This is a genomic window from Pseudomonas sp. BF-R-26 (assembly GCF_019947395.1).
Lineage (GTDB): Bacteria > Pseudomonadota > Gammaproteobacteria > Pseudomonadales > Pseudomonadaceae > Aquipseudomonas > Aquipseudomonas farris.
This window is the reverse complement of sequence record NZ_JAGYGK010000005.1, coordinates 196,514-220,321: the sequence shown is the minus strand read 5'-3', so window position 1 is coordinate 220,321 and position 23,808 is coordinate 196,514. Positions and strand designations below refer to the sequence as shown.

At 59.7% G+C, this 23,808-nt stretch carries 19 protein-coding genes; 9 read left to right on the top strand and 10 right to left on the bottom strand.

Annotated features, from left to right (window positions below):
- Positions 1-20: 20 nt before the first annotated feature.
- The 4 genes from ubiG to KGB18_RS08785 all read left to right on the top strand — a co-directional run bounded on the left by ubiG (position 21) and on the right by KGB18_RS08785 (position 3,615).
- Positions 21-719: a bifunctional 2-polyprenyl-6-hydroxyphenol methylase/3-demethylubiquinol 3-O-methyltransferase UbiG gene (gene ubiG / locus KGB18_RS08800; RefSeq protein WP_007899720.1), complete on the top strand. Its 699-nt coding sequence runs from the start codon at positions 21-23 to the stop codon at positions 717-719.
- Between the two features lie 4 nt (positions 720-723).
- A complete protein-coding gene (mupP, locus tag KGB18_RS08795) occupies positions 724-1,395 on the top strand; it encodes an N-acetylmuramic acid 6-phosphate phosphatase MupP (RefSeq protein ID WP_123723136.1) in 672 nt (223 codons plus the stop codon).
- A 178-nt stretch (positions 1,396-1,573) separates the two neighbouring features.
- Positions 1,574-2,314: a YciK family oxidoreductase gene (locus KGB18_RS08790; RefSeq protein WP_007899713.1), complete on the top strand. Its 741-nt coding sequence runs from the start codon at positions 1,574-1,576 to the stop codon at positions 2,312-2,314.
- Between the two features lie 374 nt (positions 2,315-2,688).
- Complete coding sequence (locus KGB18_RS08785; RefSeq protein ID WP_123723135.1) at positions 2,689-3,615, top strand: GGDEF domain-containing protein; 927 nt, start codon at positions 2,689-2,691, stop codon at positions 3,613-3,615.
- Between the two features lie 209 nt (positions 3,616-3,824).
- Here KGB18_RS08785 and KGB18_RS08780 read toward each other — a convergent pair whose 3' ends face one another.
- From KGB18_RS08780 to KGB18_RS08750, 7 genes are all read right to left on the bottom strand, one after another.
- On the bottom strand, positions 3,825-4,586 hold the full coding sequence (locus KGB18_RS08780; RefSeq protein WP_201060665.1) for a TenA family transcriptional regulator: 762 nt from the start codon (positions 4,584-4,586) through the stop codon (positions 3,825-3,827).
- Positions 4,587-4,663: 77 nt separating this feature from the next.
- Positions 4,664-7,123, bottom strand: a complete 2,460-nt coding sequence (locus KGB18_RS08775) for an EAL domain-containing protein (protein WP_123723133.1) — start codon at positions 7,121-7,123, stop codon at positions 4,664-4,666.
- 198 nt (positions 7,124-7,321) lie between these two features.
- Complete coding sequence (locus tag KGB18_RS08770; protein WP_123723132.1) at positions 7,322-9,139, bottom strand: ABC transporter ATP-binding protein; 1,818 nt, start codon at positions 9,137-9,139, stop codon at positions 7,322-7,324.
- The gene (locus tag KGB18_RS08765; RefSeq protein ID WP_187326510.1) at positions 9,132-9,734 is read right to left on the bottom strand and encodes a DsbA family protein; all 603 of its coding nucleotides are present in this window, start codon (positions 9,732-9,734) and stop codon (positions 9,132-9,134) included. The genes KGB18_RS08770 and KGB18_RS08765 overlap by 8 nt, the downstream gene beginning before the upstream one ends.
- Before the next feature lie 39 nt (positions 9,735-9,773).
- Complete coding sequence (locus KGB18_RS08760; RefSeq protein WP_008005914.1) at positions 9,774-10,715, bottom strand: rhodanese-related sulfurtransferase; 942 nt, start codon at positions 10,713-10,715, stop codon at positions 9,774-9,776.
- Positions 10,716-10,922: 207 nt separating this feature from the next.
- Positions 10,923-11,222: a BolA family protein gene (locus KGB18_RS08755; RefSeq protein WP_052964137.1), complete on the bottom strand. Its 300-nt coding sequence runs from the start codon at positions 11,220-11,222 to the stop codon at positions 10,923-10,925.
- Positions 11,223-11,234: 12 nt separating this feature from the next.
- Positions 11,235-11,759, bottom strand: a complete 525-nt coding sequence (locus tag KGB18_RS08750; protein WP_008005911.1) for a DUF2059 domain-containing protein — start codon at positions 11,757-11,759, stop codon at positions 11,235-11,237.
- Between the two features lie 192 nt (positions 11,760-11,951).
- Here KGB18_RS08750 and KGB18_RS08745 point away from each other — a divergent pair, with 192 nt between their 5' ends.
- Positions 11,952-13,346 (top strand): class II fumarate hydratase, encoded by a 1,395-nt coding sequence (locus KGB18_RS08745; RefSeq protein WP_123723130.1) that lies wholly within the window; start codon positions 11,952-11,954, stop codon positions 13,344-13,346.
- Positions 13,347-13,485: 139 nt separating this feature from the next.
- Here the strand turns inward: KGB18_RS08745 and KGB18_RS08740 are convergent, their stop codons facing one another.
- Positions 13,486-14,445 (bottom strand): DMT family transporter, encoded by a 960-nt coding sequence (locus KGB18_RS08740; RefSeq protein ID WP_123723129.1) that lies wholly within the window; start codon positions 14,443-14,445, stop codon positions 13,486-13,488.
- A gap of 201 nt (positions 14,446-14,646) precedes the next feature.
- On the opposite strand from KGB18_RS08740, the gene KGB18_RS08735 reads away from it, so the two are divergent.
- Positions 14,647-14,841, top strand: coding sequence for a DUF6316 family protein (locus KGB18_RS08735; RefSeq protein WP_123723128.1), 195 nt, complete (start codon positions 14,647-14,649; stop codon positions 14,839-14,841).
- A 137-nt stretch (positions 14,842-14,978) separates the two neighbouring features.
- Here KGB18_RS08735 and KGB18_RS08730 read toward each other — a convergent pair whose 3' ends face one another.
- Together KGB18_RS08730 and pap are read right to left on the bottom strand one after the other, a co-directional pair.
- The gene (locus tag KGB18_RS08730; protein WP_123723127.1) at positions 14,979-16,163 is read right to left on the bottom strand and encodes a thiolase family protein; all 1,185 of its coding nucleotides are present in this window, start codon (positions 16,161-16,163) and stop codon (positions 14,979-14,981) included.
- Positions 16,164-16,268: 105 nt separating this feature from the next.
- A complete protein-coding gene (gene pap / locus KGB18_RS08725; protein WP_123723126.1) occupies positions 16,269-17,792 on the bottom strand; it encodes a polyphosphate:AMP phosphotransferase in 1,524 nt (507 codons plus the stop codon).
- A 253-nt stretch (positions 17,793-18,045) separates the two neighbouring features.
- Here pap and mnmC point away from each other — a divergent pair, with 253 nt between their 5' ends.
- From mnmC to ngg, 3 genes are all read left to right on the top strand, one after another.
- Entirely contained in the window at positions 18,046-20,028 is a 1,983-nt protein-coding gene (gene mnmC, locus KGB18_RS08720; protein WP_201060661.1) for a bifunctional tRNA (5-methylaminomethyl-2-thiouridine)(34)-methyltransferase MnmD/FAD-dependent 5-carboxymethylaminomethyl-2-thiouridine(34) oxidoreductase MnmC, read from the top strand.
- Between the two features lie 121 nt (positions 20,029-20,149).
- The gene (locus KGB18_RS08715; protein ID WP_123723124.1) at positions 20,150-21,922 is read left to right on the top strand and encodes an N-acetylglutaminylglutamine amidotransferase; all 1,773 of its coding nucleotides are present in this window, start codon (positions 20,150-20,152) and stop codon (positions 21,920-21,922) included.
- Between the two features lie 3 nt (positions 21,923-21,925).
- Complete coding sequence (gene ngg / locus KGB18_RS08710) at positions 21,926-23,671, top strand: N-acetylglutaminylglutamine synthetase (protein WP_123723123.1); 1,746 nt, start codon at positions 21,926-21,928, stop codon at positions 23,669-23,671.
- The last annotated feature ends 137 nt before the right edge of the window (positions 23,672-23,808 follow it).

Here is a 23,808-nt window from a genome sequence, read left to right as displayed (position 1 = left end):
AGTTTTAGAGGACTGACACCATGAGCAACGTCGACTACGCCGAAATCGCCAAATTCGAAGCCCTGGCCCATCGCTGGTGGGACCGCGAAAGCGAGTTCAAACCGCTGCACGACATCAACCCGCTGCGGGTCAACTGGATCGACGAGCGCGTCCATCTGGCCGGCAAGAAAGTCCTCGACGTCGGTTGCGGCGGCGGCATCCTCAGCGAAGCCATGGCCCAGCGCGGCGCGACCGTGATGGGCATCGACATGGGCGAAGCGCCCCTGGCGGTCGCTCAACTGCATCAGCTGGAATCCGGCGTGAGCGTCGAGTACCGGCAGATCACCGCCGAAGCCCTGGCCGAAGAAATGCCCGAGCAGTTCGACGTGGTGACATGCCTGGAAATGCTTGAACACGTGCCAGATCCGTCGTCGGTGATCCGCGCCTGTTTCAAAATGGTCAAACCGGGCGGCCAGGTGTTCTTCTCCACCATCAACCGCAACCCGAAGGCCTATCTGTTCGCCATCGTCGGCGCCGAATACATCATGAAGTTGCTGCCGCGCGGCACCCACGACTTCAAGAAATTCATCCGCCCTTCGGAGCTTGGCGCCTGGAGCCGCATGGCCGGCCTGACCGTCAAGGACATCATCGGCCTGACCTACAATCCGCTGACCAAGCACTACAAACTGGCGGCCGATGTCGACGTCAATTACATGATCCAGACCCTGCGCGAGGAGTAAGCCGATGCGTATCAGAGCAGTCCTTTTCGACATGGACGGCACCCTGCTCGACACCGCGCCGGATTTCATCGCCATCTGCCAGGCGATGCGCGCTGATCGTGGTTTGCCGCCGATGAACGACAAACACATCCGTGACGAGATCTCCGGCGGTGCCAAGGCGATGGTCGCGGTGACCTTCTCCATGGACCCGGAATCGCCGGGTTTCGAGGAGCTGCGCCTGGAGTTTCTGGAGCGCTATGTCAAAGGTTGCGCGGTTCACAGCAAGCTCTTCGACGGCATGGGCGAATTGCTGGCCGACATCGAGAAGGCCAACCTGATCTGGGGCGTGGTCACCAACAAGCCGCTGCGCTTCGCCGAGCCGATCATGCAGCAACTGGGGCTGGCTGAACGTTCGGCGCTGCTAATCTGCCCGGATCATGTGAAGAACAGCAAACCGGACCCGGAGCCGTTGATCCTGGCGTGCAAGATGCTCGACCTGGACCCGGCCAGTGTACTGTTTGTGGGCGATGACCTGCGGGACATCGAGTCCGGCCGCGATGCGGGCACCAAAACGGCTGCCGTGACCTACGGCTATATTCATCCAGACGATAACCCGCGGCATTGGGGCGCGGATGTGGTGGTCGATCATCCGCTGGAGTTGCGCCAGGTGCTGGATAGCGCCCTCTGTAGCTGCTGAGACCCGGTTTCAAGCTCCGGGGATGTGGCGTGAATGATGACGCCTTCGCGGGCAAGCCCGCTCCCACAAGGACCGAGAGTGTTCACACATTCTTTGCCCGACAACGGGATCCTGTGGGAGCGGGCTTGCCCGCGATTGGCCGCGCCGCGATCTGTCTTCTGTTTTTGTGAGGTTTTTTATGTTTGATTATTCCGCCCGCCCTGAATTGCTCAAGGACCGGGTCATCCTGGTCACCGGCGCTGGCCGTGGCATCGGTGCTGCCGCTGCAAAAACCTACGCCGCCCATGGCGCCACCGTGCTGTTGCTGGGCAAGACCGAAGCCAATCTGACTCAGGTCTACGACGAGATCGAAGCGGCCGGGCATCCACAACCCGCCGTGATCCCGTTCAATCTGGAAACCGCACTGCCTCATCAATACGATGAACTGGCAGCCATGATCGAGACCGAGTTCGGCCATCTCGACGGCTTGCTGCACAACGCCTCGATCATCGGGCCGCGTACACCGATCGAGCAGTTGTCCGGCGAGAACTTCATGCGCGTCATGCACGTCAACGTCAACGCCATGTTCATGCTCACCAGCACCCTGCTGCCTCTGCTCAAGCTGTCTCAGGACGCCTCGGTGGTATTCACCTCCAGCAGCGTCGGTCGCAAGGGTCGTGCGTACTGGGGCGCGTACGGCGTTTCCAAATTCGCGACCGAAGGCCTGATGCAAACCCTGGCCGACGAAGTAGACACAGTCGCACCGGTGCGCTCCAACAGCATCAACCCCGGCGCTACCCGCACCAGCATGCGCGCTCAGGCCTACCCCGGTGAAAACCCGCTGAACAACCCGACACCCGAGGAGATCATGCCGGTCTACCTCTACCTGATGGGTCCGGACAGTACCGGCATCAATGGTCAGGCGTTCAACGCTCAGTAACGCCCGTGCGTCGCTTTTCTGCCGCGACGGCTTCCCGCCGCGGCACTCAAACTCGGTGGTAACTACCCCTGCTTCAAGTCAAATAAATGTCATCTCCCTCCGCAACTCCTCTCGCATGACCTTCCAGCATTTTGATTTTTAAAGCTTTTTATTCGACTGAACCGAATGGCACGACTTTCGCTCTAATTTTGTTCAGACACGCCGTGTGAAAGCAGAAGAAGCGGAGCTTCGGCCGAGAGGTTACTAATCTTCGGCAAAGCGGACTAAACTCGTGCCAAATGTCCTACGGGACTGATGGACCAGTATGACGCGCAGCCCAAAGCCGCTCTCACCCAGCCTGTAAGACAGCCTTACTGCTTAGGGGCTCACGCCATATGAAATCACCTTCCCAGACCAACGCAATTGACTTCGACAGTGCCAAATTGCAACGCCTGGGCTTTGGTCAGCAGCCTCCCCTCCTGGAGCGGCCCGTCAGTCTTGCGCAGTTGCGCCAAGCGCTGGGCCTGCAACTGCAAACCAGTCTTGAGCCGCAACGCATTCTCGGACTTTTCTTCCGTGAAATTCAGCGCATTGTGCCGCTGGATGCCTTGAGTTACGAACATCAGCCCAGCGACTTGCGCCTGCAATTCGGTGCACGGGGTCATCATTCAATCAGCTACAGCCTCAGCCATGAAGGCGAGCAATTGGGTGAGCTGGTATTCCGTCGCAATCAGCGTTTCAGCGAAGAAGAACAGGGCAACCTGGAGTCACTGCTGTCGACCCTGCTCTTCCCCATGCGAAACGCCCTGCTCTACCGAGCGGCAACCCAAAGTGCATTGCGTGATCCGCTGACCGATACCGGCAACCGCATCGCTATGGATCAGACACTGCAACGGGAAATCGAGATGTCGCGGCGACACTCGCAACCCCTGTCGCTGTTGATGCTGGACATCGATCACTTCAAACACATCAACGATACCTACGGGCACAGCGCCGGCGACGAAGTGCTGAAGGCCGTCGCAACCTCAATCAAAAACCAGCTGCGCAACGTCGACATGGTGTTCCGGTTTGGTGGCGAAGAATTCCTGATCCTGCTTTCCAACACCAGTCGGGAAGCTGCGGCCATGATCGGTGAACGACTGCGGTTTGCGACGCAGGCTCAGGACTACGAGGCCGAGGGCAAGATGATCGAGCTGACGGTGAGCATCGGTTGCTCGACACTGCTACCCGGCGAGTCTGCCGAGAGTTTGTTGCGACGGGCCGACAGTGCGTTGTATGTGGCCAAGCGTGAGGGGCGTAACCGCCTTGCGATGGCGGGCTGAGTCCGGGCAACACCGAATAACAATGTGGGAGCGAGCCTGTGTGGCGAGGGGGCTTGCCCCCGTTCGACTGCGAAGCAGTCGTAAAACCGGTCACCGCTTTCTAAACTCAAGATCGCGGTGACTGGTTTTAGGGGGTGCTTCGCGCCCCAACGGGGGCAAGCCCCCTCGCCACACGCTCGCTCCCACAGTTGTGTTGCGTAGTCTTCAGATCAGCTTTCAGCCAACTCCATCCGCTCACGGACTACCGGGGTTTTCACTGCCAGCTCCAACTGCATGCAACGTTCCAGGAACAGATACATGTAGTCGTAACTTTTGCAGACAGCCTGGCGCAATTCCACTTGCAGCGCTTTGCTCGGGTTCATGCCCGCCAGGGTGCAGATGATTTCCAGCGCTTCCCATGGATGGGCATCGTCATACTGGGCGTGCATCTTCAACCACTTCATGGCCCGCTTGCGATCTTCCTCGGGGAACGCAGCCGCGTAGACACCATTGGAGCAAACCAGGGCCGACCACTCCCCCGTCGCCCCTTCGATGGCGTAGTTGGTGGCGGCGATGGCCACGATCAGCGAATCCGACGAACTGGTGTGCCAGCACCAGTGGCTCAAGGCGTGAAGCTCAGGGGCCACATGTTGGGCTTGCAGATCTTCCAGGCTGACACCGTGAGCACGGCTCCAATGCACCCAGTAATCGGCATGGTTCAATTCGACGCGAATGTTGCGCATCAGCCAGCGACGCGCCATGTCTTCGCCAGGGTGGCGCGCAAAACGGGTCTTGGTCAGGTTCTGTGCCATGTATAAAGCGAACTGTTCGACCACCGGCCAGCCACCAATAAGGTACTGACGCATGGTTTTTGCGCTGAGTTTGTTATCTCGCATGCGTTGATACAGTTCGTGTCCGACAACCCGGCGCTTGCTCTCGCTGCAATCCTGGATCAGTTGCTGAGCCCAGGCGGGATAACTTGCAGCTTCCATGAGTGGTCCGGTTCTGTTGAATGTGTCGATCACTGTCGCGCTCCTTTTGATTGTGATTTTTTAGATCAGCAAGAGTTTCAACGGAACGTGCCCGGCGCCTTGAACAACAAAGGTCGGGGCCGGGCAGGACGACTTTGCAAACTATCCCAGGTAAACAGATGCGGGCGTTCAATCACATACCCTTGAGCGTAATCCACCCCGATCTCCAGCAATGCCTGCTCGATCTGAGGTGTTTCAACGAACTCGGCAATCGTGCGCTTACCCATGACATGACCGATGTGATTGATCACTTCGACCATGGCGCGGTTAATCGGGTCGTCCAGCATATCCTTTACGAAACTCCCGTCGATCTTCAGGAAGTCTACAGGTAAATGTTTCAAGTAAGCGAATGAGGACATACCGGCGCAAAAGTCATCCAGCGAAAAATGACAACCTAAGCCTTTGAGTTCATTAATAAATCTAATTGCACTACCCAGATTTGAAATCGCGCTGGTTTCTGTAATTTCAAAACAAATCATTTCGGGCGGAATTGAATATGCAACAAACTGTTCACGAAGGAAGTCCAGAAACGCCTCATCTCCGATAGTAGTACCTGACAGATTTATCGCACACATGGCCAACGGTCCTTCGCGCTCTTCAGCGATGCACTGGGCAATGACTTTGAAAACGTTCTCCACTACCCAACGGTCAATCGACGTCATCAAACCGTAACGCTCGGCGGCCGGGATGAAACTGTCCGGCAGAATCATGCGCCCCGCTTCGTCATGCAGGCGCAGCAGGATTTCGATATGCCCGCGGCCCTGTTCGTCAGCGCCAAGGGGCGCGATTTCCTGGGCGTACAGGCAGAAGCGGTCTTCTTCCAACGCTACATGCAGGCGCTGCACCCAGGCCATCTCACCAAAGCGCAGGGACAGCTCCGAGTCGTCGGCGTGATAGACCTGAACCCGGTTGCGGCCCTTTTCCTTGGCCATATAACAAGCCATGTCAGCGGCCCGCAGCGAAGCTTCGAGGGTGACCGGGCTCTGGGCCACATGCACCAGACCGATACTCACGGTGGTCACGAACGGCCGGCCTTTCCAGACAAAGTGCAGGTTCTGCACGGTCTGGCGCAGGACTTCGGCGATTTTTTCGGCCGCTTCCGGCGCGCAGTTTTCCAACAGAATGCCGAACTCGTCGCCACCCAATCGAGCCAGGGTGTCGCCTTCGCGCAAGCCCGATTGCAACAACGCACAGATATGCCGCAACAGCTCGTCACCCGCCGCATGACCGCAGGTGTCGTTGACCAGTTTGAATTGATCCAGATCGAGAAACATCAAGGCATGACGCCCCGCCTGGCGCGTCAGGTTATGCAGGGCCTGTTCGAGGCGATATTCGAATTCGCGGCGATTGGCCAGCCCGGTCAGGGCGTCATGGGTCGCCTGCCAGGACAGATTGGCGATGTACTGCCGCTCCTGAGTCATGTCGTGCAGCACCAGCACGGTGCCACTGACCTTGCCCGTATTGCGGATTGGCGCGCCGACCAGAGTGACCGACACCGTGCTGCCATCCAGACGCTGGATCAGTTTGGAATGCTCGCTGCCACCGCTGAGCTGACCGCTCAAAATGTGCTCGATCAAGGTAAAGCCGTCGGCCTGAGCGTCCTCGTCCAACAGATTGAACAGCGCCGCCAATGGCAACCCCGCCGCCTGTTCGGCCTTCCAGTGAGTCATGGCCTCGGCGGCCGGATTCATATAGGCGATCGCACCCTCGACATCCGTGGTGATCACCCCGTCGCCAATTGATTGCAGAGTGATCTGTGCCCGGTCTTTCTCCAACTGCAAGGCATCGGCGAAGGCATGGCGTTGCTTGAGCAGTTTATGAGTGCGCAGCAAGGCCAACACAATCAGACCCAGCGCAGTGGCGAGGTTCGTCACCAACAGCAGCCGGAGAATCACCCGCGAGCCTTCGCCCAAGGCATCGCTGAACGCTTTGGCGGCGGGCGTCACGCCATCGTTGATGGCGAAAATCTGGTCTTTCCAGCGTTTGACGTCGGCATCGGTGGCCTGGCTATCGGCAATGCGCTGGTGCATCTCCCGTGCGACATCATCGAGTCGCACCAGATACGCGTCACCGACCGTCCAGAGGTCGATGGCTTTTTCAAGGTAGCTGAAGTGCCGAAAATTGAGGTACAGCCAAATCACGCTGGAGACATCGTCCGGGTGGTTGCCGCCCTTGAGGATCGCGATCCGCGCTGCCTCGATATTCGGTGGCTGATGATCCAGCGCCAGACGCAATTCATGGCCACCCTGAGGTACCGCAATCGCGTTCTGGTATTTGAGAAAAATCGTTTCGTCGCGACTGTCGGCGTAGAGATTGAGGTAATAGATGGCGTCTTTCTGGCCCTTGGACCACAGGCTTTCACCACCGACGTAGCTGCGAACCGCCGAAAGAACGTAAAGACTGACGCCCCCCAACAATGCCTGAAATAACACGACGGCGATAAAAGGCCAGACGATGCCCAACAACCGAGGGGTTCCGAGAGTCCTTTTTTGCTTCATGAGGTCCCTTGTCTTGACACTGCTCGATCGTCGTCCGGACGAAAACGCTACCGCTAGACTAGGATGGGTTCTCACTCTAGGCAAGCCGGGGAAGCTCATGCTCAACAGCAGCATAGTCCCAGCGCTTCGGGGCTGGGCTTCATCCTCATGTGCTCATCCTTGCCGGGGAAAACGCCCTGAGCGTCCTGTGGCCCTCATCTAGTGCTGCTGCAAATGCCCATAAAGCTTGGCGTACAACCCACCATCAGCAATCAATTGCTGATGGTCGCCATCCTCGGCAACTTGCCCACCATCGAACACCAGCACCCGGTCGGCCTGCTTCACCGCAGACAACCGGTGCGCAATGATCAGCGTGGTGCGGTTGCTCAAGAACCGCGCCAGTGCCTGGTGCAGGTTGTATTCGGTGGCTGCGTCCAGGGCGGACGTGGCCTCGTCGAGGATCACCACCTTGGGTTCGGCCAACACCATTCGCGCAATCGCCAGGCGTTGACGCTGCCCGCCGGATAAACGCACACCGGAGCGCCCGACAATACTGTCCAGGCCATTGGGCAATTCACGTACCGTGTTGTGCAGTTGAGCAATTTCCAATGCCTGCCAGCAGGCTTCGTCGCTGCGTTCGCGGCCCATGGTCAGGTTGGCGCGCACGGTGTCGTTGAACAGTGCCGGATGCTGCAAGACCACGGCGACATTTTCGCGCACGGTTTCCAGACCGATCTCTTCCTGAGTCGAACCACCGAAACGGATGGTGCCGGCCAGCGGCGTGTACAAACCGAGCAGCAACTGCACCAAGGTGCTTTTCCCTCCCCCGCTGGCGCCGACAATCGCGACTTTTTCACCGGGGGCAATCGACAGGTTCATTTGGTTCAACACCAACTCGTCGCCGTAGCCGAAACTCAGCCCCTGAACTTCGATGCCCACCGTGTCGCGCCCCTGGAACGGGTCGACACTGCCGGTGTATTGCGGCTCGTCAGCGCGGGCCAGCAACTCGTTGATCCGCGACAGCGCACCGCCAGCGGCGTAAAAGGCGTACTGCAAGTTGAGCAGCTGTTCCACCGGACCGATCATGAACCACAGGTAGCTGAACACGGCCAGCATCTGGCCGATGGACAGGTCGGAAAACAGCACAGTGAGCATGGCCGCGGCACGGAAAATATCGATACCGAACTGGAACAGCAAGCCGCTGGCACGGTTCGATGCATCGGTTTTCCATTGCGAGTTCACTGCGTAATCGCGTACTTCCCGCGCTCGCTGCCCCAACCGTCCAAGGAAAAAGCCCTGTCGATTACCGGCGCGCACCTCCTGGATGGCATCCAGGGTTTCGGTCAAGGCCTGGGTGAAGCGCGAGGTGCTGTCGTTCTCGAGTTTCTTCAGGTGTTTGACCCGCTTGCCCAACTGCACCGTGGCATAGATCACCAGCGGGTTGAACAGCAGGATCAGCAGCGCGAGTTTCCAGTGCATCCACATCAGGATGGAGGCGGTGCCCACCAGCGTCAGCATGGCCACGAGGAAACGACTGAGGGTTTCGCCGACGAATTTGTCCAGCGTGTCCAGGTCGGTCACCAGGTGCGTGGTCACCGTGCCGCTGCCCAGGCTTTCGTATTCCCCCAGCGAGATGCACTTGAGCCGCTCGATCAACCGCACCCGGATCCGATACACGATGTCTTTGGCCAGCGCCGCAAACAATTTCGCCTGCACAACGTTGAACAACAACGCCGCACAGCGTAGTGCCAGAGTCACCAGCAGCATCAGGCCAATGTAACCCGCGGCTTTCTGCCAGACGTCAGGCAGCGCGAGGTTCATGATTTTCAGCGCGGCGTCGCCGTGGCCCAGCAGCACTTCGTCGACCAGCAACGGCAACAGCAAGGGGATCGGCACGCTGCACAGCGTTGCCAATACAGCGACGCCGTTAGCGATCCACAAGGATTTTTTATGGTGAAGGGCCAGACGACGGATTTCCGCCCAGCTCAGACGGTCGACACGTGCAGGGGCTGGAACGTCGTCGGGCAGATCATGCACAGGCAGCGCGCTCCAGCCAGCGGCCGAGCAACGGTGACAACACACTCAGAGGCTGATACCCATTGGTCAGCAACGCCAATTGACCATCACGCTCTGCCAGCAAGGTTGGGAAACCGGCAATGCCCAGGTCCTGGACCCAGGTGAAATCAGCAGCGGTGGCTGCGTGCTGATCGGCACGGTCGAAGGCTGCAGCGAACTCGATGCGCGGCAAACCAGCCTGCTCTGCCAGCTCGACCAACACGCTGGCGTGGGTAACGTCGCGACCTTCTGCGTAGAACGCATGCTGGATCAACCCGAGCAGTTTCCACGCGCAATCCGGTGCCAGGCTGCGCGCCGTCACCAGCGCCCGACATGCAGGCTCGGTGTCGTAGACAAACCCGTCGGGCAACGCGCCTTCAAACTTGAACGGTTGGCCGGTGGCCTCGTGGACCGCCTGCCAGTGCTCAAGGATGTAGCGCCGGGTAGTCGGCTCCAGCGCTGAGCCGCTGCCGGTGCGCAAACCGCCGACTACCAGATGCACGTCCACTCCCGCTGCCTGCGCCTGCTCGACCAGCGCGTTGGCCACTGGCGCAAAACCCCAGCACCAGGAACACATCGGGTCCATCACATAGAGCAGGCGACGTGCAGACATGGTTCAAGCCTCGGAAGGAGTTTGCTTGTAGTTGTAACCGATCGGGTGCGGCATGTTGCGCGCCTTGGCCAGTTCGATCTGCTTCTGCCGGTCGATGGCACTGCGACGGGTTTTCTCGCTCAGCTTATCCCAGCAATGCGGGCAACTGATGCCAGCCACGTAATGCTCGGATGCACGGTCTTCCACACTGACGGGCGTACGACAGGCATGACATTGATCGTAGTCGCCTTCGCTGAGATCGTGACGAACGGTCACGCGGTTATCGAACACGAAGCAGTCGCCCTGCCATTTGGTTTCTTCCTGCGGCACCTCTTCGAGGTACTTCAGAATGCCGCCCTTGAGGTGATAAACCTCGTCGAAACCCTGGTTGAGCATGTAGCTCGAGGCCTTTTCGCAGCGAATGCCGCCGGTGCAGAACATCGCGACTTTCTTGTGCACGGCCGGGTCGAAATTGGCTTTGATGTAGTCAGGGAATTCGCGAAAACTGGTGGTCTTCGGATCGATGGCGCCTTCGAAGGTGCCGATCGAGACTTCATAGTCGTTACGGGTGTCGATCAACAGCACTTCAGGATCGCTGATCAGCGCGTTCCAGTTCTGCGGATCCACATAGGTGCCGACCTTTTTGTTCGGGTCCACGCCTTCGACGCCGAGGGTGACGATTTCTTTCTTGAGTTTGACCTTGGTGCGATAGAACGGCTGCTCGTCGCAGTACGACTCTTTGTGGTCGATGTCGTCCATGCGTGGGTCGTTCTTGAGCCACGCCATCAGCCCGTCAATGCCTTCGCGGCTACCGGACACGGTGCCGTTGATGCCTTCTTCGGCGATCAGCAGGGTGCCTTTGATGCCGTTGTCGACCATTGCTTGCAGCAACGGCTCGCGCAAGGCGACGTAATCTTCCAGGGTGACGAACTTATACAGTGCCGCCACGACAATCTGTTGTGTCATGGGTAATTCTCCAGGTGGCTACCCTCGTAAGGGGTGAACCGGATGCGAAAAAAAACGCGCCGGGTGAGCGGCGCGTTGCGGATTCTAGCAAAAAACAGCAGCGATTGGCTTTAGATGGCCAAGATCGCAGCCTTCGGCAGCTCCTACAAAAGCACGGCCTTGCGCAACCCTGTAGGAGCTGCCGCAGGCTGCGATCTTTTGATCTGCTTAATGTTTGCTGCCGCCAGCACAGGTCGGCGAGGCCGGAGCCGCGTCGATCTGTGCCCATTCTTCCGGCGTGTAGGTATGCAGCGCCAACGCATGGAACTCGCCCATCAGTTCGCCCAAAGTGCCGTACACCTTCTGGTGACGCTTGACGCGATTGAGGCCTTCGAACTGCTGGCTGACCACCACCGCCTTGAAGTGGGTCTGTAACCCACGGCTGTGCATGTGGCTTTCATCCAGCACTTGCAGATGCTCGGGCTGTAGCAGTCCGAGTGTCGATTCGATGCGTTGTTGCATGGTCATCCCGAACTCCGCTTAAGGCTTTTTCTTGGCAGGAGCAGCGGCGCCTTTAGGCTCCAGCTCGGCCGTCATGTCAGCCAGCAGTTTGTTGACTACAGGCACCGCGCTTTCCAGCTTGGCTTGAGTCATCTGGGCCGATTGCTGAGTCAGCTGCGGCATTTTTTCCAGGACTTTCTTGCCCAGTGGAGACTGGTAGAACGCAACCAGATCCTTGAGCTCGGATTCGCTGAAATTGGTGGTGTAAAGCTTGACCATGTCTGGTTTCAGCTTGTTCCAGCCAATGGCTGCGTCCAGAGCGGCGTTGGCCTTGGCTTGATAGGTTTCCAGCAGGGCTTTTTTCGATTCAGGGGCTTTGGTCTGTTCAAAGCGCTGAGCGAACATTTGCTGCACTTGCATGTACACCGGAGTGCCCAATTTGTCAGCGTGCGCCAGGGTCAGGAAAGCTTCGGCACTGGCGTTGTGGCTGGCGGTATCGGCAAAAACCTGGCCGCTGGCGCAAACCAGTGCAACCGCGGTACAGATGGCACGAAGACGAGTCATCGAGTTTCCTTTTCTAGCAGGCGAGGCAAAACCTCAAGGGCGTCCATTCTGCACCTAAAAAAGTGTGTCACTCAACCCCAAGCCTTGTCGCGCCTGATTTAGAGGGGGTGAACGGTCAAATTCCAGACTGATGGAACCACGGCCGACGATCACGGCCTAAACTGCGCTATCAGACCTACGGGAGTGTGCATGATGAGCCGTATCGAAACCGACAGCCTGGGCCAGGTGGAAGTCCCGGATGACGCTTACTGGGGCGCTCAGACGCAACGCTCGCTGATCAACTTCGCCATCGGCAACGAGCGCATGCCGCTGGCGGTGCTGCACGCCCTGGCCCTGATCAAGAAAGCCGCGGCGCGGGTCAATGATCGCAATGGCGACCTGCCCGCTGACATCGCCCGGCTGATCGAACAAGCCGCTGACGAAGTGCTCGACGGCGATCACGACGAGCAGTTCCCGTTAGTGGTCTGGCAGACTGGCAGCGGCACCCAGAGCAACATGAACGTCAACGAAGTTATCGCCGGCCGCGCCAACGAACTGGCCGGCAACCCGCGCGGCGGCAAGAGTCCGGTGCACCCCAACGATCACGTCAACCGTTCCCAGAGTTCCAACGATTGCTTCCCCACGGCTATGCACATCGCGACGGCCAAGGCGGTGCAGCAGCATTTGCTGCCGGCGATCAGCGAGTTGTCTGGCGGGTTGGCGGAGTTGTCCGCACGGCACATGAAACTGGTCAAGACCGGTCGTACCCATATGATGGACGCCACGCCGATTACCTTCGGCCAGGAACTCTCGGCGTTCATCGCACAACTGGATTACGCCGAGCGGGCGATCCGCAGCGCGTTGCCGGCCGTCTGTGAGCTGGCTCAGGGCGGCACTGCGGTCGGCACCGGATTGAACTCGCCCCACGGTTTTGGCGAAGCGATCGCTGCTGAACTGGCCGCCCTTTCAGGCCTGCCGTTCGTCACCGCCCACAACAAATTCGCCGCCCTGGCCGGTCACGAACCGTTGGTCACCCTCTCCGGCGCCCTGAAAACCCTTGCCGTGACCCTGATGAAAATCGCCAACGACCTGCGTCTGTTGGGCTCCGGGCCGCGAGCAGGGTTTGCCGAAGTGAAACTGCCGGCCAATGAGCCCGGCAGCTCGATCATGCCCGGCAAGGTCAACCCGACTCAGTGCGAAGCGCTGTCGATGCTGGCCTGTCAGGTATTGGGCAACGACGTTGCCATCGGTTTTGCGGCCAGTCAGGGCCACCTGCAATTGAATGTGTTCAAACCGGTGATCATCCACAACCTGCTGCAATCGATCCGATTGCTGGGCGATGGTTGCAGTAACTTCCAGCAGCATTGCATCGCCGGGCTGGAACCGGATGCCGAGAAAATGGCTGAGCATCTGGAGCGAGGTTTGATGCTGGTGACGGCGCTGAATCCGCATATTGGCTACGACAAATCGGCCGAGATTGCCAAGAAGGCTTACAGCGAGGGGCTGACCTTGCGCGAGGCGGCGTTGCAGCTGGGGTATCTAACGGATGAAGAGTTTGATACCTGGGTAAGGCCGGAGGACATGTTGGAGGCTGGCAAACAGGGGTGAATCTGAAAGTGATTTAGTGCCTGACAGTCAGTCTTCGCGGGCAAGCCACGCTCCCACAGGTTTTGTGTCGATCCCGAATATTGTGATCGACGCAAAACCTGTGGGAGCGTGGCTTGCCCGCGAAGAACGATAACGCGGTCTAACTGGCCGCCATCCGCACCCGCCGGGCACGAAGCCCCGCCATCAACGATGGCCCCAACGCCACCAGCGCCGACCCAAGCACCACCAACACCGCCCCGCCATAACCCAGGCCATTGATCTGCTCGGCATGCACATACTCCGGCCATAACCACGCGGCAACGGCCACGGCGGCAAAGGTCACCAGCGGTGTGATCGCCAGCGTCGCACTGACCCGCGAAGCCTCCCAATGGGCCAACGCTTCGGCAAAGGCGCCATAAGCGATCAACGTGTTCAAACAGCACGCCAGTAGAAGCCAGCCTTGCAGCGGGCTCAGTTGCAGCGCCTCCAGCGGATGCACCCATGGCGTCAGCAACAGCGCGCAAAACAGGTAAATCACCATCATCACCTGCAACGAATTCCACACCGTGAGCAACTGCTTCTGGCCCAAGGCATAGAAGGTCCAGACCGTGGACGCCAACAGCACCATCAGCACACCGGCGGTGTAATCGGTCAGGGAGGTGAGCAACTCACTCAAGCGCTGATTGAAAAAGAGCGCAAAGCCGATCAGCAGCACCAACAGGCCAATCCCCTGCCCCACGCTGAACCGTTCCTTGAACACGAACAGACTGGCGATCAGCAACATGATCGGGCCCATTTGCACCACCAGCTGCGCGGTACCGGGGCTGAGCAGGTTCAGGCCCATCAGGTACAGCACGTAGTTGCCGACCAGTCCGAGTACCGCCATCAACACCAGCCAGCCACCGCGCGGGCCGAGAACTTTGCGACTCGGCAGGCGTTTGGTCGCTGCCAGATAAATGAACAGGCAACCGCCGGACACCAGCAGGCGAAACCAGGTCACCGTCACCGGGTCCATCACCAGCAGTACTTGCTTGAGCTTGATCGGCAGGATTCCCCACAGCAACGCAGTCAGCAAGGCCAGGCACAGACCATAAACCCAGCGACCCGATGAAATATGCATGCTGACCCCAAAGCCGATTGGCGAAATCGGTCATTCTAGGCTCAGACCGGGGCGCGACACAGGGACAGTTGCCAACGGGCCGCGAATGAAACTGTGCAGGTCGCAGCATAAAGTTGACGATATGCCGTCGATCAGGTGGCCAGGCGGGGCAAGTGGTTCATGCATAAGCTCATTGAAACCGTCACCCGCAGGAGATCGCCCATGTACGGCATGCGCGCCCAAGACAACGCCCCCGCCACCCACTTTCGCTGTGACCGCTTGTGTCGTGTGAATGGAGAGCTGTATTTCACCACGCGGGAGCACACGCTGGAGGGGCCGTTTGAAAACCGGGAGGCAGCGATGCGTGAAATTCAGGCGTATGTCGAGCGGATGCAGTTCTTGTGCATGAGCCGGTAAACCGTGGCGCCTGCATCGCGGGCAAGCCCGCTCCCACAGGGTTTGTGGCGTTCGCTGTATTTGTGATCGCCGCCAATTACTGTGGGAGCGGGCTTGCCCGCGATAGCAATGCAACAGTCTCTACATAATCAGGGTACTTACCGCACCGCCTCAAACAACCCGGTAGCCCCCATCCCGCCCCCCACGCACATGGTGACGATGCCGTACCGCAGGTTACGCCGCTGCAACTCTCGCACGATGTGCCCGACCTGACGCGAACCGGTCATGCCGAACGGATGGCCGATGGCAATCGAACCGCCATTGACGTTGTATTTGTCGTTGTCGATTTCCAGCCGATTGCGGCTGTACAGGCATTGCGAGGCGAACGCTTCGTTGAGCTCCCACAGATCAATGTCGGCAACCTGCAACCCCTTGGCCTTGAGCAACTTCGGCACCGAGAACACCGGGCCGATGCCCATTTCGTCCGGCTGGCACCCGGCCACGGCAAAACCGCGGAAGAAGGCTTTGGGCTTGAGCCCCAGCGCCAGGGCTTTCTCCAGGCTCATCACCAGGGTCATCGAAGCGCCATCGGACAGTTGCGACGAGTTGCCGGCGGTCACCGAGCCGTCTTCGGCAAACACCGGTTTCAACCCGGCCAGGCTTTGCAGCGTAGTGTCCGGGCGGTTGCAGTCGTCGTGATCGACGATGCCGTCGAGTATCTGCACCTGGCCGGTGACCTTGTCCTCAACGCGATACTTCACCGCCATTGGTACGATTTCATCGTTGAACAACCCGGTGGCCTGCGCCAGGGCGGTACGCTGCTGACTTTGCAGAGCGTATAAATCCTGCTCTTGGCGACTGACATCGTAACGACGCGCGACGATCTCGGCGGTCTGGCCCATGGGGAAATAAATTCCCGGCACCTGTTCTTTCAACAGCGGGTTGATCAGGTTGTCGGTGTTGACGCTTTTCATGGTCAGACTGATCGACTCGACGCCGCCAGCGACAATAATGTCGCTGCACCCCGAGGCAATCTGATTGGCGGCAATGGCGATGGCCTGCAAGCCCGACGAACAGAAGCGGTTAAGCGTCATGCCGCCCGTGCCGATGCCCAGGTGCGACAGCACCGCGACGTTGCGGCCAATGTTGAAGCCCTGGGCGCCTTCGTTGGAGCCGGCGCCGACGATGCAATCTTCGACGCTGGCCGGGTCGACGTCATTGCGCGTGAGCAGCGCGTTGACACAGTGGGCCGCCATATCGTCCGGACGGGTCATGTTGAACTTGCCGCGAAAGGATTTGGCCAGGCCGGTCCGTACGCTGTCGACGATCACCACTTCACGCATGGCATACACCTCATTGTTGTTGTGAGTCAGGAGTTGGACCGAGCATAAGTCCACCCTATGACTGACCGCGACAATCATTCACCCCGCGTATGCGTAGCCATCGGTTCAGCGCTTGCGCTTTTGCAGTTTTTTCTCGCGTTTGTCGGACTTTTCGAAGGCCTCTTCCAGCGCCTGGTTAATGGTGCGCAGAACCTTGACCCGCGCCCAGCGCTTGTCGTTGGCTTCCACCAGAGTCCACGGCGATATCTCGGTGCTGGTGCGATCGACCATATCGCCGACGGCGGCGCGGTAATCGTCCCATTTGTCGCGATTGCGCCAGTCGTCTTCAGTGATTTTGAAGCGCTTGAAGGGGATCTCTTTGCGCTCCTGGAAGCGCTCCATCTGAGTCTGTTTGTCGATGGCCAGCCAGAACTTGACCACGATCACTCCGGCATCGGCGATCTGCTCTTCGAAGTCGTTGATCTCGCCATAGGCGCGCATCCAGTCCGCCTTGCTGCAAAAGCCTTCGATGCGTTCCACCAACACCCGGCCATACCAGGAACGGTCGAACACGGTGAATTTTCCCCGGGCCGGAATATGCCGCCAGAACCGCCAGAGATACGGTTGCGCCCGTTCGTCCTCGGTCGGCGCGGCGATCGGAATGATGTCGTACTGGCGTGGATCGAGCGCCGCGGCCACCCGACGGATTGCCCCGCCCTTGCCTGCCGCGTCGTTGCCTTCGAACACCGCGATCAACGCGTGGCGACGCATGCGTTTGTCGCGCATCAGCCCGGAAAAGCGTGCTTGCTCGGTAATCAGTTGCTCTTCGTAATCGTCCTTGTCCAGCTGCTGGGTCAGGTCCAGGCTATCGAGCAGATTGACTTGATCGACACTGGGGAACAAGGGCGCTGCGCTGACTTTGTGCGGGTGAATCCTGGGCCTCTTCAGCGCAGTCTGCAGGCCTTCGAGCAGGATCTTGCCGACCGTCAGACTGCGATAGTGCGCGTCCACGCCGGCGATCACATGCCACGGCGCATAGTCGCGGCTGGTGCGGCGCAATATACGTTCGCCGTACTTCACAAACCTGTCGTACGTTTGGGACTGTTGCCAGTCCAGCGGGCTGATGCGCCAACTGTGCAGCGGATCGTCAGCCAGCGCCTTGAGCCGCGCTTTCATTTGTTTTTTGGAGAGGTGAAACCAGAACTTGAAGATCAGCGCGCCTTCGTCGCAGAGCATCTTCTCCAACCGCTCGGCCCCGTTGATGCTTTGATCGAGTCGCGGATCCTTGAACAGGCCATGAACCCGTCCCTGCAGCATCTGGCTGTACCAGTTGCCGAAGAAAATCCCCATGCGGCCCTTGGCCGGAAGCATCCGCCAGTATCGCCAGGCTGGCGGGCGTGCCAGCTCTTCGTCGGTCTGCTGGTCGAAGGTGCGGACCTCGATCAAGCGCGGGTCCATCCATTCGTTGAGCAACTTGACCGTCTCGCCCTTGCCGGCCCCTTCGATGCCGTTGATCAGAACGATGACGGGAAAGCGGTGTTGCTGGCGAAGTTCGAACTGCGCTTCGAGCAAGGCTTCTCGCAGAGCGGGCACTTCGGCGTCATAGGTTTCTTTGTCGATGGCATGACCGATTTCGGCGGATTCGAACATAGAGCAGCTCCTTCCAGGATTGAGCAAGACTAGCGGAAGATGGAGGTTTGCGGTGATGTAAAAAAGATCAAAAGATCGCAGCCTTCGGCAGCTCCTACATGGGACCGGTGTACACCTGTAGGAGCTGCCGAAGGCTGCGATCTTTTACGGTAACCACCATTCTGAGCAGGCGGTTGGCCCGGCGTCTTGCCATGGATCAAGCACCGCAGCAGCGATCGGCTAGAATGGCCACCTTGCCGTTGCCGAGCCTGCCATGAAACCTGTATTGCCCCACGCCCAGCTCGACTGGGACGACCAAGGTCGCCCGCGTTCGCGGGTGTTCGATGATGTGTATTTTTCCGACCTGTCGGGCCTTGAAGAAACCCGTTACGTGTTTCTGCAGCAAAACGATTTGCGTGACCGTTTCGCCGCCTTGCCGGTGGATGGTCGACTGGTGATTGGCGAGACCGGTTTCGGTACCGGGCTGAATTTTCTCTGTGCCTGGCAGTTGTTCGAACAGCACGCGGTGGCCGGTGCGCGGCTGCATTTTGTCAGTGTCGAAAAGTACCCGCTGAGCGCGCCCGATCTGCAACGAGCCTTGGCCTTATGGCCGGAGCTCAAGCCGTTTGCCGATCAATTGCTGGCGCAATACGTAGCGATCCATCAAGGCTTTCAGCGCCTGGTGTTGGACAACGGCCGCGTCACCCTGACCTTGCTGGTCGGCGATGCACTTGAGCAGTTGCCGCAACTGGATGCACAGATCGACGCCTGGTTTCTCGACGGTTTCGCCCCGGCGAAAAACCCTGACATGTGGACCGCCGAATTGTTTGCCGAACTGGCTCGCCTGGCGGCACCCGGCTCGACCATCAGTACCTTCACCAGCACCGGCTGGGTGCGCCGCCTGTTGAACGCGGCGGGCTTCAAGATGAAACGCACGCCCGGCATCGGCCACAAGTGGGAAATTCTACGGGGCACATTCCTCGGTTGGCCTGAAGAGGCCGCTAAACCAGCCGCGACAAAACCATGGTTCGCTCGCCCACAACCGCTGACCGGCGAACGCCGCGCCCTAGTGATCGGCGCCGGGCTGGCCGGTTGCGCCAGCGCCGCCAGCCTCGCCGCTCGGGGTTGGCAAGTCAGCCTGCTGGACCGCCACGAAGCACTGGCGCAGGAAGCCTCGGGCAATCCTCAGGGTGTGCTGTACCTCAAGCTTTCGGCCCATGGCACGGCGTTGTCGCAATTGATCGTCAGCGGTTTTGGCTACACCCGACGCCTGCTGGAACAGCTGCAACGTGGCGTCGACTGGGACGATTGCGGGGTCTTGCAACTGGCCTTCAATGCCAAGGAAGCCGAGCGTCAGGCGCAATTGGCTGCGGCCTTTTCACCGAGCCTGGTGCACCTGCTCGATCAACCCCAGGCCCAGGCCCGGGCCGGCATCGAGTTGGCGCACGGCGGCTTGTTCTACCCTGAGGGCGGCTGGGTTCATCCGCCCGCGTTGTGCCAGTGGCAAGCGGCCTCAACGAACATCCAGTGGCTGCCCCATCGCGACGTGCTGGAACTGCGCAAGGTCGATGATCAGTGGCAGGCCTGGGACGGCGATGCATTGCTGGCCAGTGCGCCCGTGGTGATTCTGGCCGGCGCCGCCGAGATCAAGCGTTTTCCATACAGCGCCGACCTCCCCCTCAAACGCATTCGCGGCCAGATCACCCGACTGGCGCAAACCCCTGAAAGCCAGAGCCTGGCGACCGTCGTCTGCGCCGAAGGCTATGTGGCGCCCGCACGCTTGGGCGAACACACACTCGGCGCCAGCTTCGATTTCAAAAGCGATGAGCTGACCCCGACCGTCGCCGAACACCTCGGCAACCTGGCGTTGCTCGAGGAAATTTCCACTGACCTGGTCGCCCGTCTGCATGTTCCAGACCTGGACCCGCAGCAACTGGAAGGACGCGCGGCATTCCGTTGTACCAGCCCGGATTACCTGCCGATCGTCGGACCGTTGGCCGAACAGGCCGCCTTCGCCGAGGCCTATGCCGCGCTGAGCAAAGATGCCCGACAAGTGCCCGATGTGCCCTGCCCATGGCTCGAGGGGTTTTACGTCAACAGCGGTCATGGCTCTCGCGGTTTGATCACCGCGCCGTTGTCTAGCGAGCTGTTAGCGGCATGGCTTGAAAACGAGCCGTTGCCGTTGCCAAAAACAGTGGCCGAGGCCTGCCATCCCAACCGTTTTGCCTTGCGCCAATTGATCCGCGGAAAAGTCTGACGCGCGCCTTATAACTTATCGGTCTAAAACTCCAGGGATTCACGTGGGTCAGTTTCTGAGTACCCGCCGTTTTTGGCGGGTATCGATTGACCCTCCCCAACGGAAAAACCGGTAAGGACTTATGTGCGGATTAGCTGGAGAATTACGTTTCGACCATCAACCTGCGGACCTCGCAGCCATAGAACGAATCACCCATCACCTGGCCCCTCGCGGCCCTGATGCGTGGGGCTTCCACAGCCAAGGGCCGATTGCCCTGGGCCATCGGCGCCTGAAAATCATGGACCTGTCGGACGGCTCGGCACAGCCGATGATCGACAACCAATTGGGCCTGTCCCTGGCCTTCAACGGCGCGATCTACAACTTCCCGGAACTGCGCACCGAACTGGAAAACCTCGGGTACGCCTTCTATTCCGGCGGCGACACCGAAGTGCTGCTCAAGGGTTATCACGCCTGGGGCGAAGCCTTGTTGCCCAAACTCAACGGCATGTTCGCCTTCGCTATTTGGGAGCGCGACGCCAAGCGTCTGTTCATCGCCCGCGACCGTCTCGGCGTGAAGCCGTTGTACCTGTCGCGCACCGGCCAGCGCCTGCGCTTTGCCTCGGCCCTGCCGGCATTGCTCAAGGGCGGCGACATCAACCCGATCCTCGATCCGGTGGCGCTCAATCATTATCTGAATTTCCACGCCGTGGTCCCGGCCCCGCGCACTTTGCTGGCGGGCATCGAAAAGCTGCCCCCGGCGAGCTGGATGCGCATCGACGCGGATGGCACCACCGAGCAGAAAACCTGGTGGACCCTGCCCTACGGCCCACACGCCGATGAGCTGAATCTGACCCTCGAAGACTGGCGCGATCGCGTGCTCGACAGCACCCGTGATGCAGTGGCGATCCGTCAACGGGCGGCGGTGGATGTTGGCGTGCTGCTTTCCGGTGGTGTCGATTCGAGCATGCTGGTCGGTCTGTTGCGTGAAGTCGGCGTTGAAAACCTGTCGACCTTTTCCATCGGTTTTCAGGATGCCGGCGGCGAGCGCGGTGACGAGTTTCAATATTCGGATCTGATCGCCAAGCACTACGGCACACAGCATCATCAGCTGCGCATCGACGAGAAAGAAATCATCGAGCAACTGCCCGCGGCGTTCCGCGCCATGAGCGAGCCAATGGTCAGCCATGACTGCATCGCGTTCTATCTGCTGTCTCGCGAAGTGGCCAAGCACTGCAAGGTGGTACAAAGCGGCCAAGGCGCGGACGAGTTGTTCGCCGGTTATCACTGGTATCCGCAGGTGGACGGTGCGAGCGATCCGTATGCCGCGTATCGCGATGCGTTTTTCGACCGCAGCTACGCCGACTACGCGGCCACGGTGCAGCCGAAATGGCTGACGGCCAACGACGCGGCCGGCGACTTCGTGAAAGAACATTTCGCTCAGCCCGGTGCCGACGCAGCCGTGGACAAAGCCCTGCGTCTGGACAGCACCGTGATGCTGGTGGATGACCCGGTCAAGCGGGTCGACAACATGACCATGGCCTGGGGCCTGGAAGCGCGCACGCCGTTTCTCGACTATCGCCTGGTGGAATTGTCGGCGCGGGTGCCGGGCAAATTCAAACTGCCGGATGGCGGCAAGCAAGTCTTGAAAGAAGCGGCGCGGCTGGTCATTCCGAGTGAAGTGATCGACCGCAAAAAGGGTTACTTCCCGGTCCCTGGCCTCAAGCATTTGCAGGGCGACACGCTGAACTGGGTACGTGAACTGCTGCTCGATCCGAGTCAGGATCGTGGTCTGTTCAACCCCGCCATGCTCGATCGCCTGCTGACCGATCCGCAAGGTCAACTGACCCCGTTGCGCGGCTCCAAGCTGTGGCAATTGGCAGCCCTGAACCTGTGGCTCAGTGAACAAGGAATCTGATCGATGAAACCTCACGCTACGGCTTATAGCCAACGCTTGTTGCGCGGTCAGGCGCCCTCCTACGAACGCTTGCAGGCGCGCCTGGCCGAAGACGGCAGTGAATTGGGCGCCGCGCCAATCGCGGTGCATTGCGGCTGGGGCCGGTTGCTGATCGGCCATACCTTTCCCGATGCCGCGAGCCTTGCCCTAGAGCTGCTCAATGAGCAGCCCGGTGAACGGGACATCGCCTTGTACGTTGCCGCGCCCCAGCAAGTGCTGGGGCTGGAGCCGGCCCAACTGTTCCTCGACCCGTCCGACACCTTGCGCCTGTGGTTCAGCGATTACCGCCAGGCCACCCGGGTGTTTCGCGGCTTCCGCATCCGTCGGGCGCAAAGCGAAGCGGATTGGCAGGCCGTCAATCAGCTGTATCAGGCGCGCGGCATGCTACCGATTGATGCGAGTTTGCTGACGCCTCATCACCAGGGCGGCCCGGTTTATTGGCTGGCCGAAGATGAGGACAGCGGCGCGATCATCGGCAGCGTCATGGGCCTGAATCATCACAAGGCCTTCAACGACCCGGAAAACGGCAGCAGCCTGTGGTGCCTGGCGGTCGATCCACAATGTTCCCGCCCAGGCGTCGGTGAAGTGCTGGTGCGGCACTTGATCGAACACTTCATGAGCCGTGGCCTGAGTTATCTGGACCTGTCTGTGCTGCACAACAACCGTCAGGCGAAAAGTCTTTACGCCAAGCTCGGTTTTCGCAACTTGTCGACCTTCGCCATCAAGCGCAAAAACGGCATCAACCAGCCGTTGTTTCTCGGCCCCGGCCCGGAAGCCGAGTTCAATCCGTATGCGCGAATCATCGTCGAGGAGGCTCATCGGCGCGGCATTGATGTGCAAGTGGATGACGCGCAAGCCGGTCTGTTCACCTTGATCCATGGCTGTCGTCGGGTACGTTGCCGCGAATCCTTGAGCGATCTGACCAGCGCCATCAGCATGACTTTGTGTCAGGACAAAAGCCTGACCCACAAGGTGCTGAAAAACGCCGGTCTTAAGCTGCCCGCCCAACAACTGGCGGGGAGCGCGGACGACAATCTGGCGTTTCTCGACGAGCACGAACGGGTGGTGGTCAAACCGCTGGACGGTGAACAGGGCCAAGGGGTGGCGGTTGATTTACGGACCATCGAAGAGGTCCAGCAAGCCATCGAAAACGCTCGTAAATTCGATAGTCGAGTGCTGCTGGAAAGTTTTCACGAAGGCCTCGACTTGCGGATTCTGGTGATCGGTTTCGAAGTGGTCGCGGCCGCCATTCGCCGGCCGGCGGAAGTGGTGGGCGATGGTCAGCATTCCATCGGTGCGCTGATCGAAGCCCAGAGCCGTCGCCGTCAGGCGGCGACCAGCGGTGAAAGCAAAATCCCGCAGGACCATGAGACCCAGCGCACGTTGCAGGCTGCGGGTTACGACTACAGCAGCATTTTGCCGGCCGGTGAGCATCTGTTCGTGCGGCGCACGGCGAATCTTCATACCGGCGGCATTCTTGAAGACGTTACGGCGATTCTGCATCCGACCTTGGTGGATGCGGCGGTGCGCGCGGCGCGGGCGCTGGATATTCCGATGGTCGGGCTCGACCTGATGGTGCCGGCCGCCGATCAGCCGGAGTATGTGTTTATCGAAGCCAACGAGCGCGCCGGGCTGGCCAACCACGAACCGCAGCCGACGGCCGAGCGGTTTGTGGATTTGTTGTTTCCGCATAGTCAGCCGGCGGTTTGACATTGATGTGTCGCCTGTTCCATCGCCATCGCGAGCAGGCTCGCTCCCACATTTGACCGCATTCCCCTGTGGGAGCGAGCCTGCTCGCGATGGGGCCCTGACAGGTCACACACTCTTTCCCTCATCGAAACCATCGA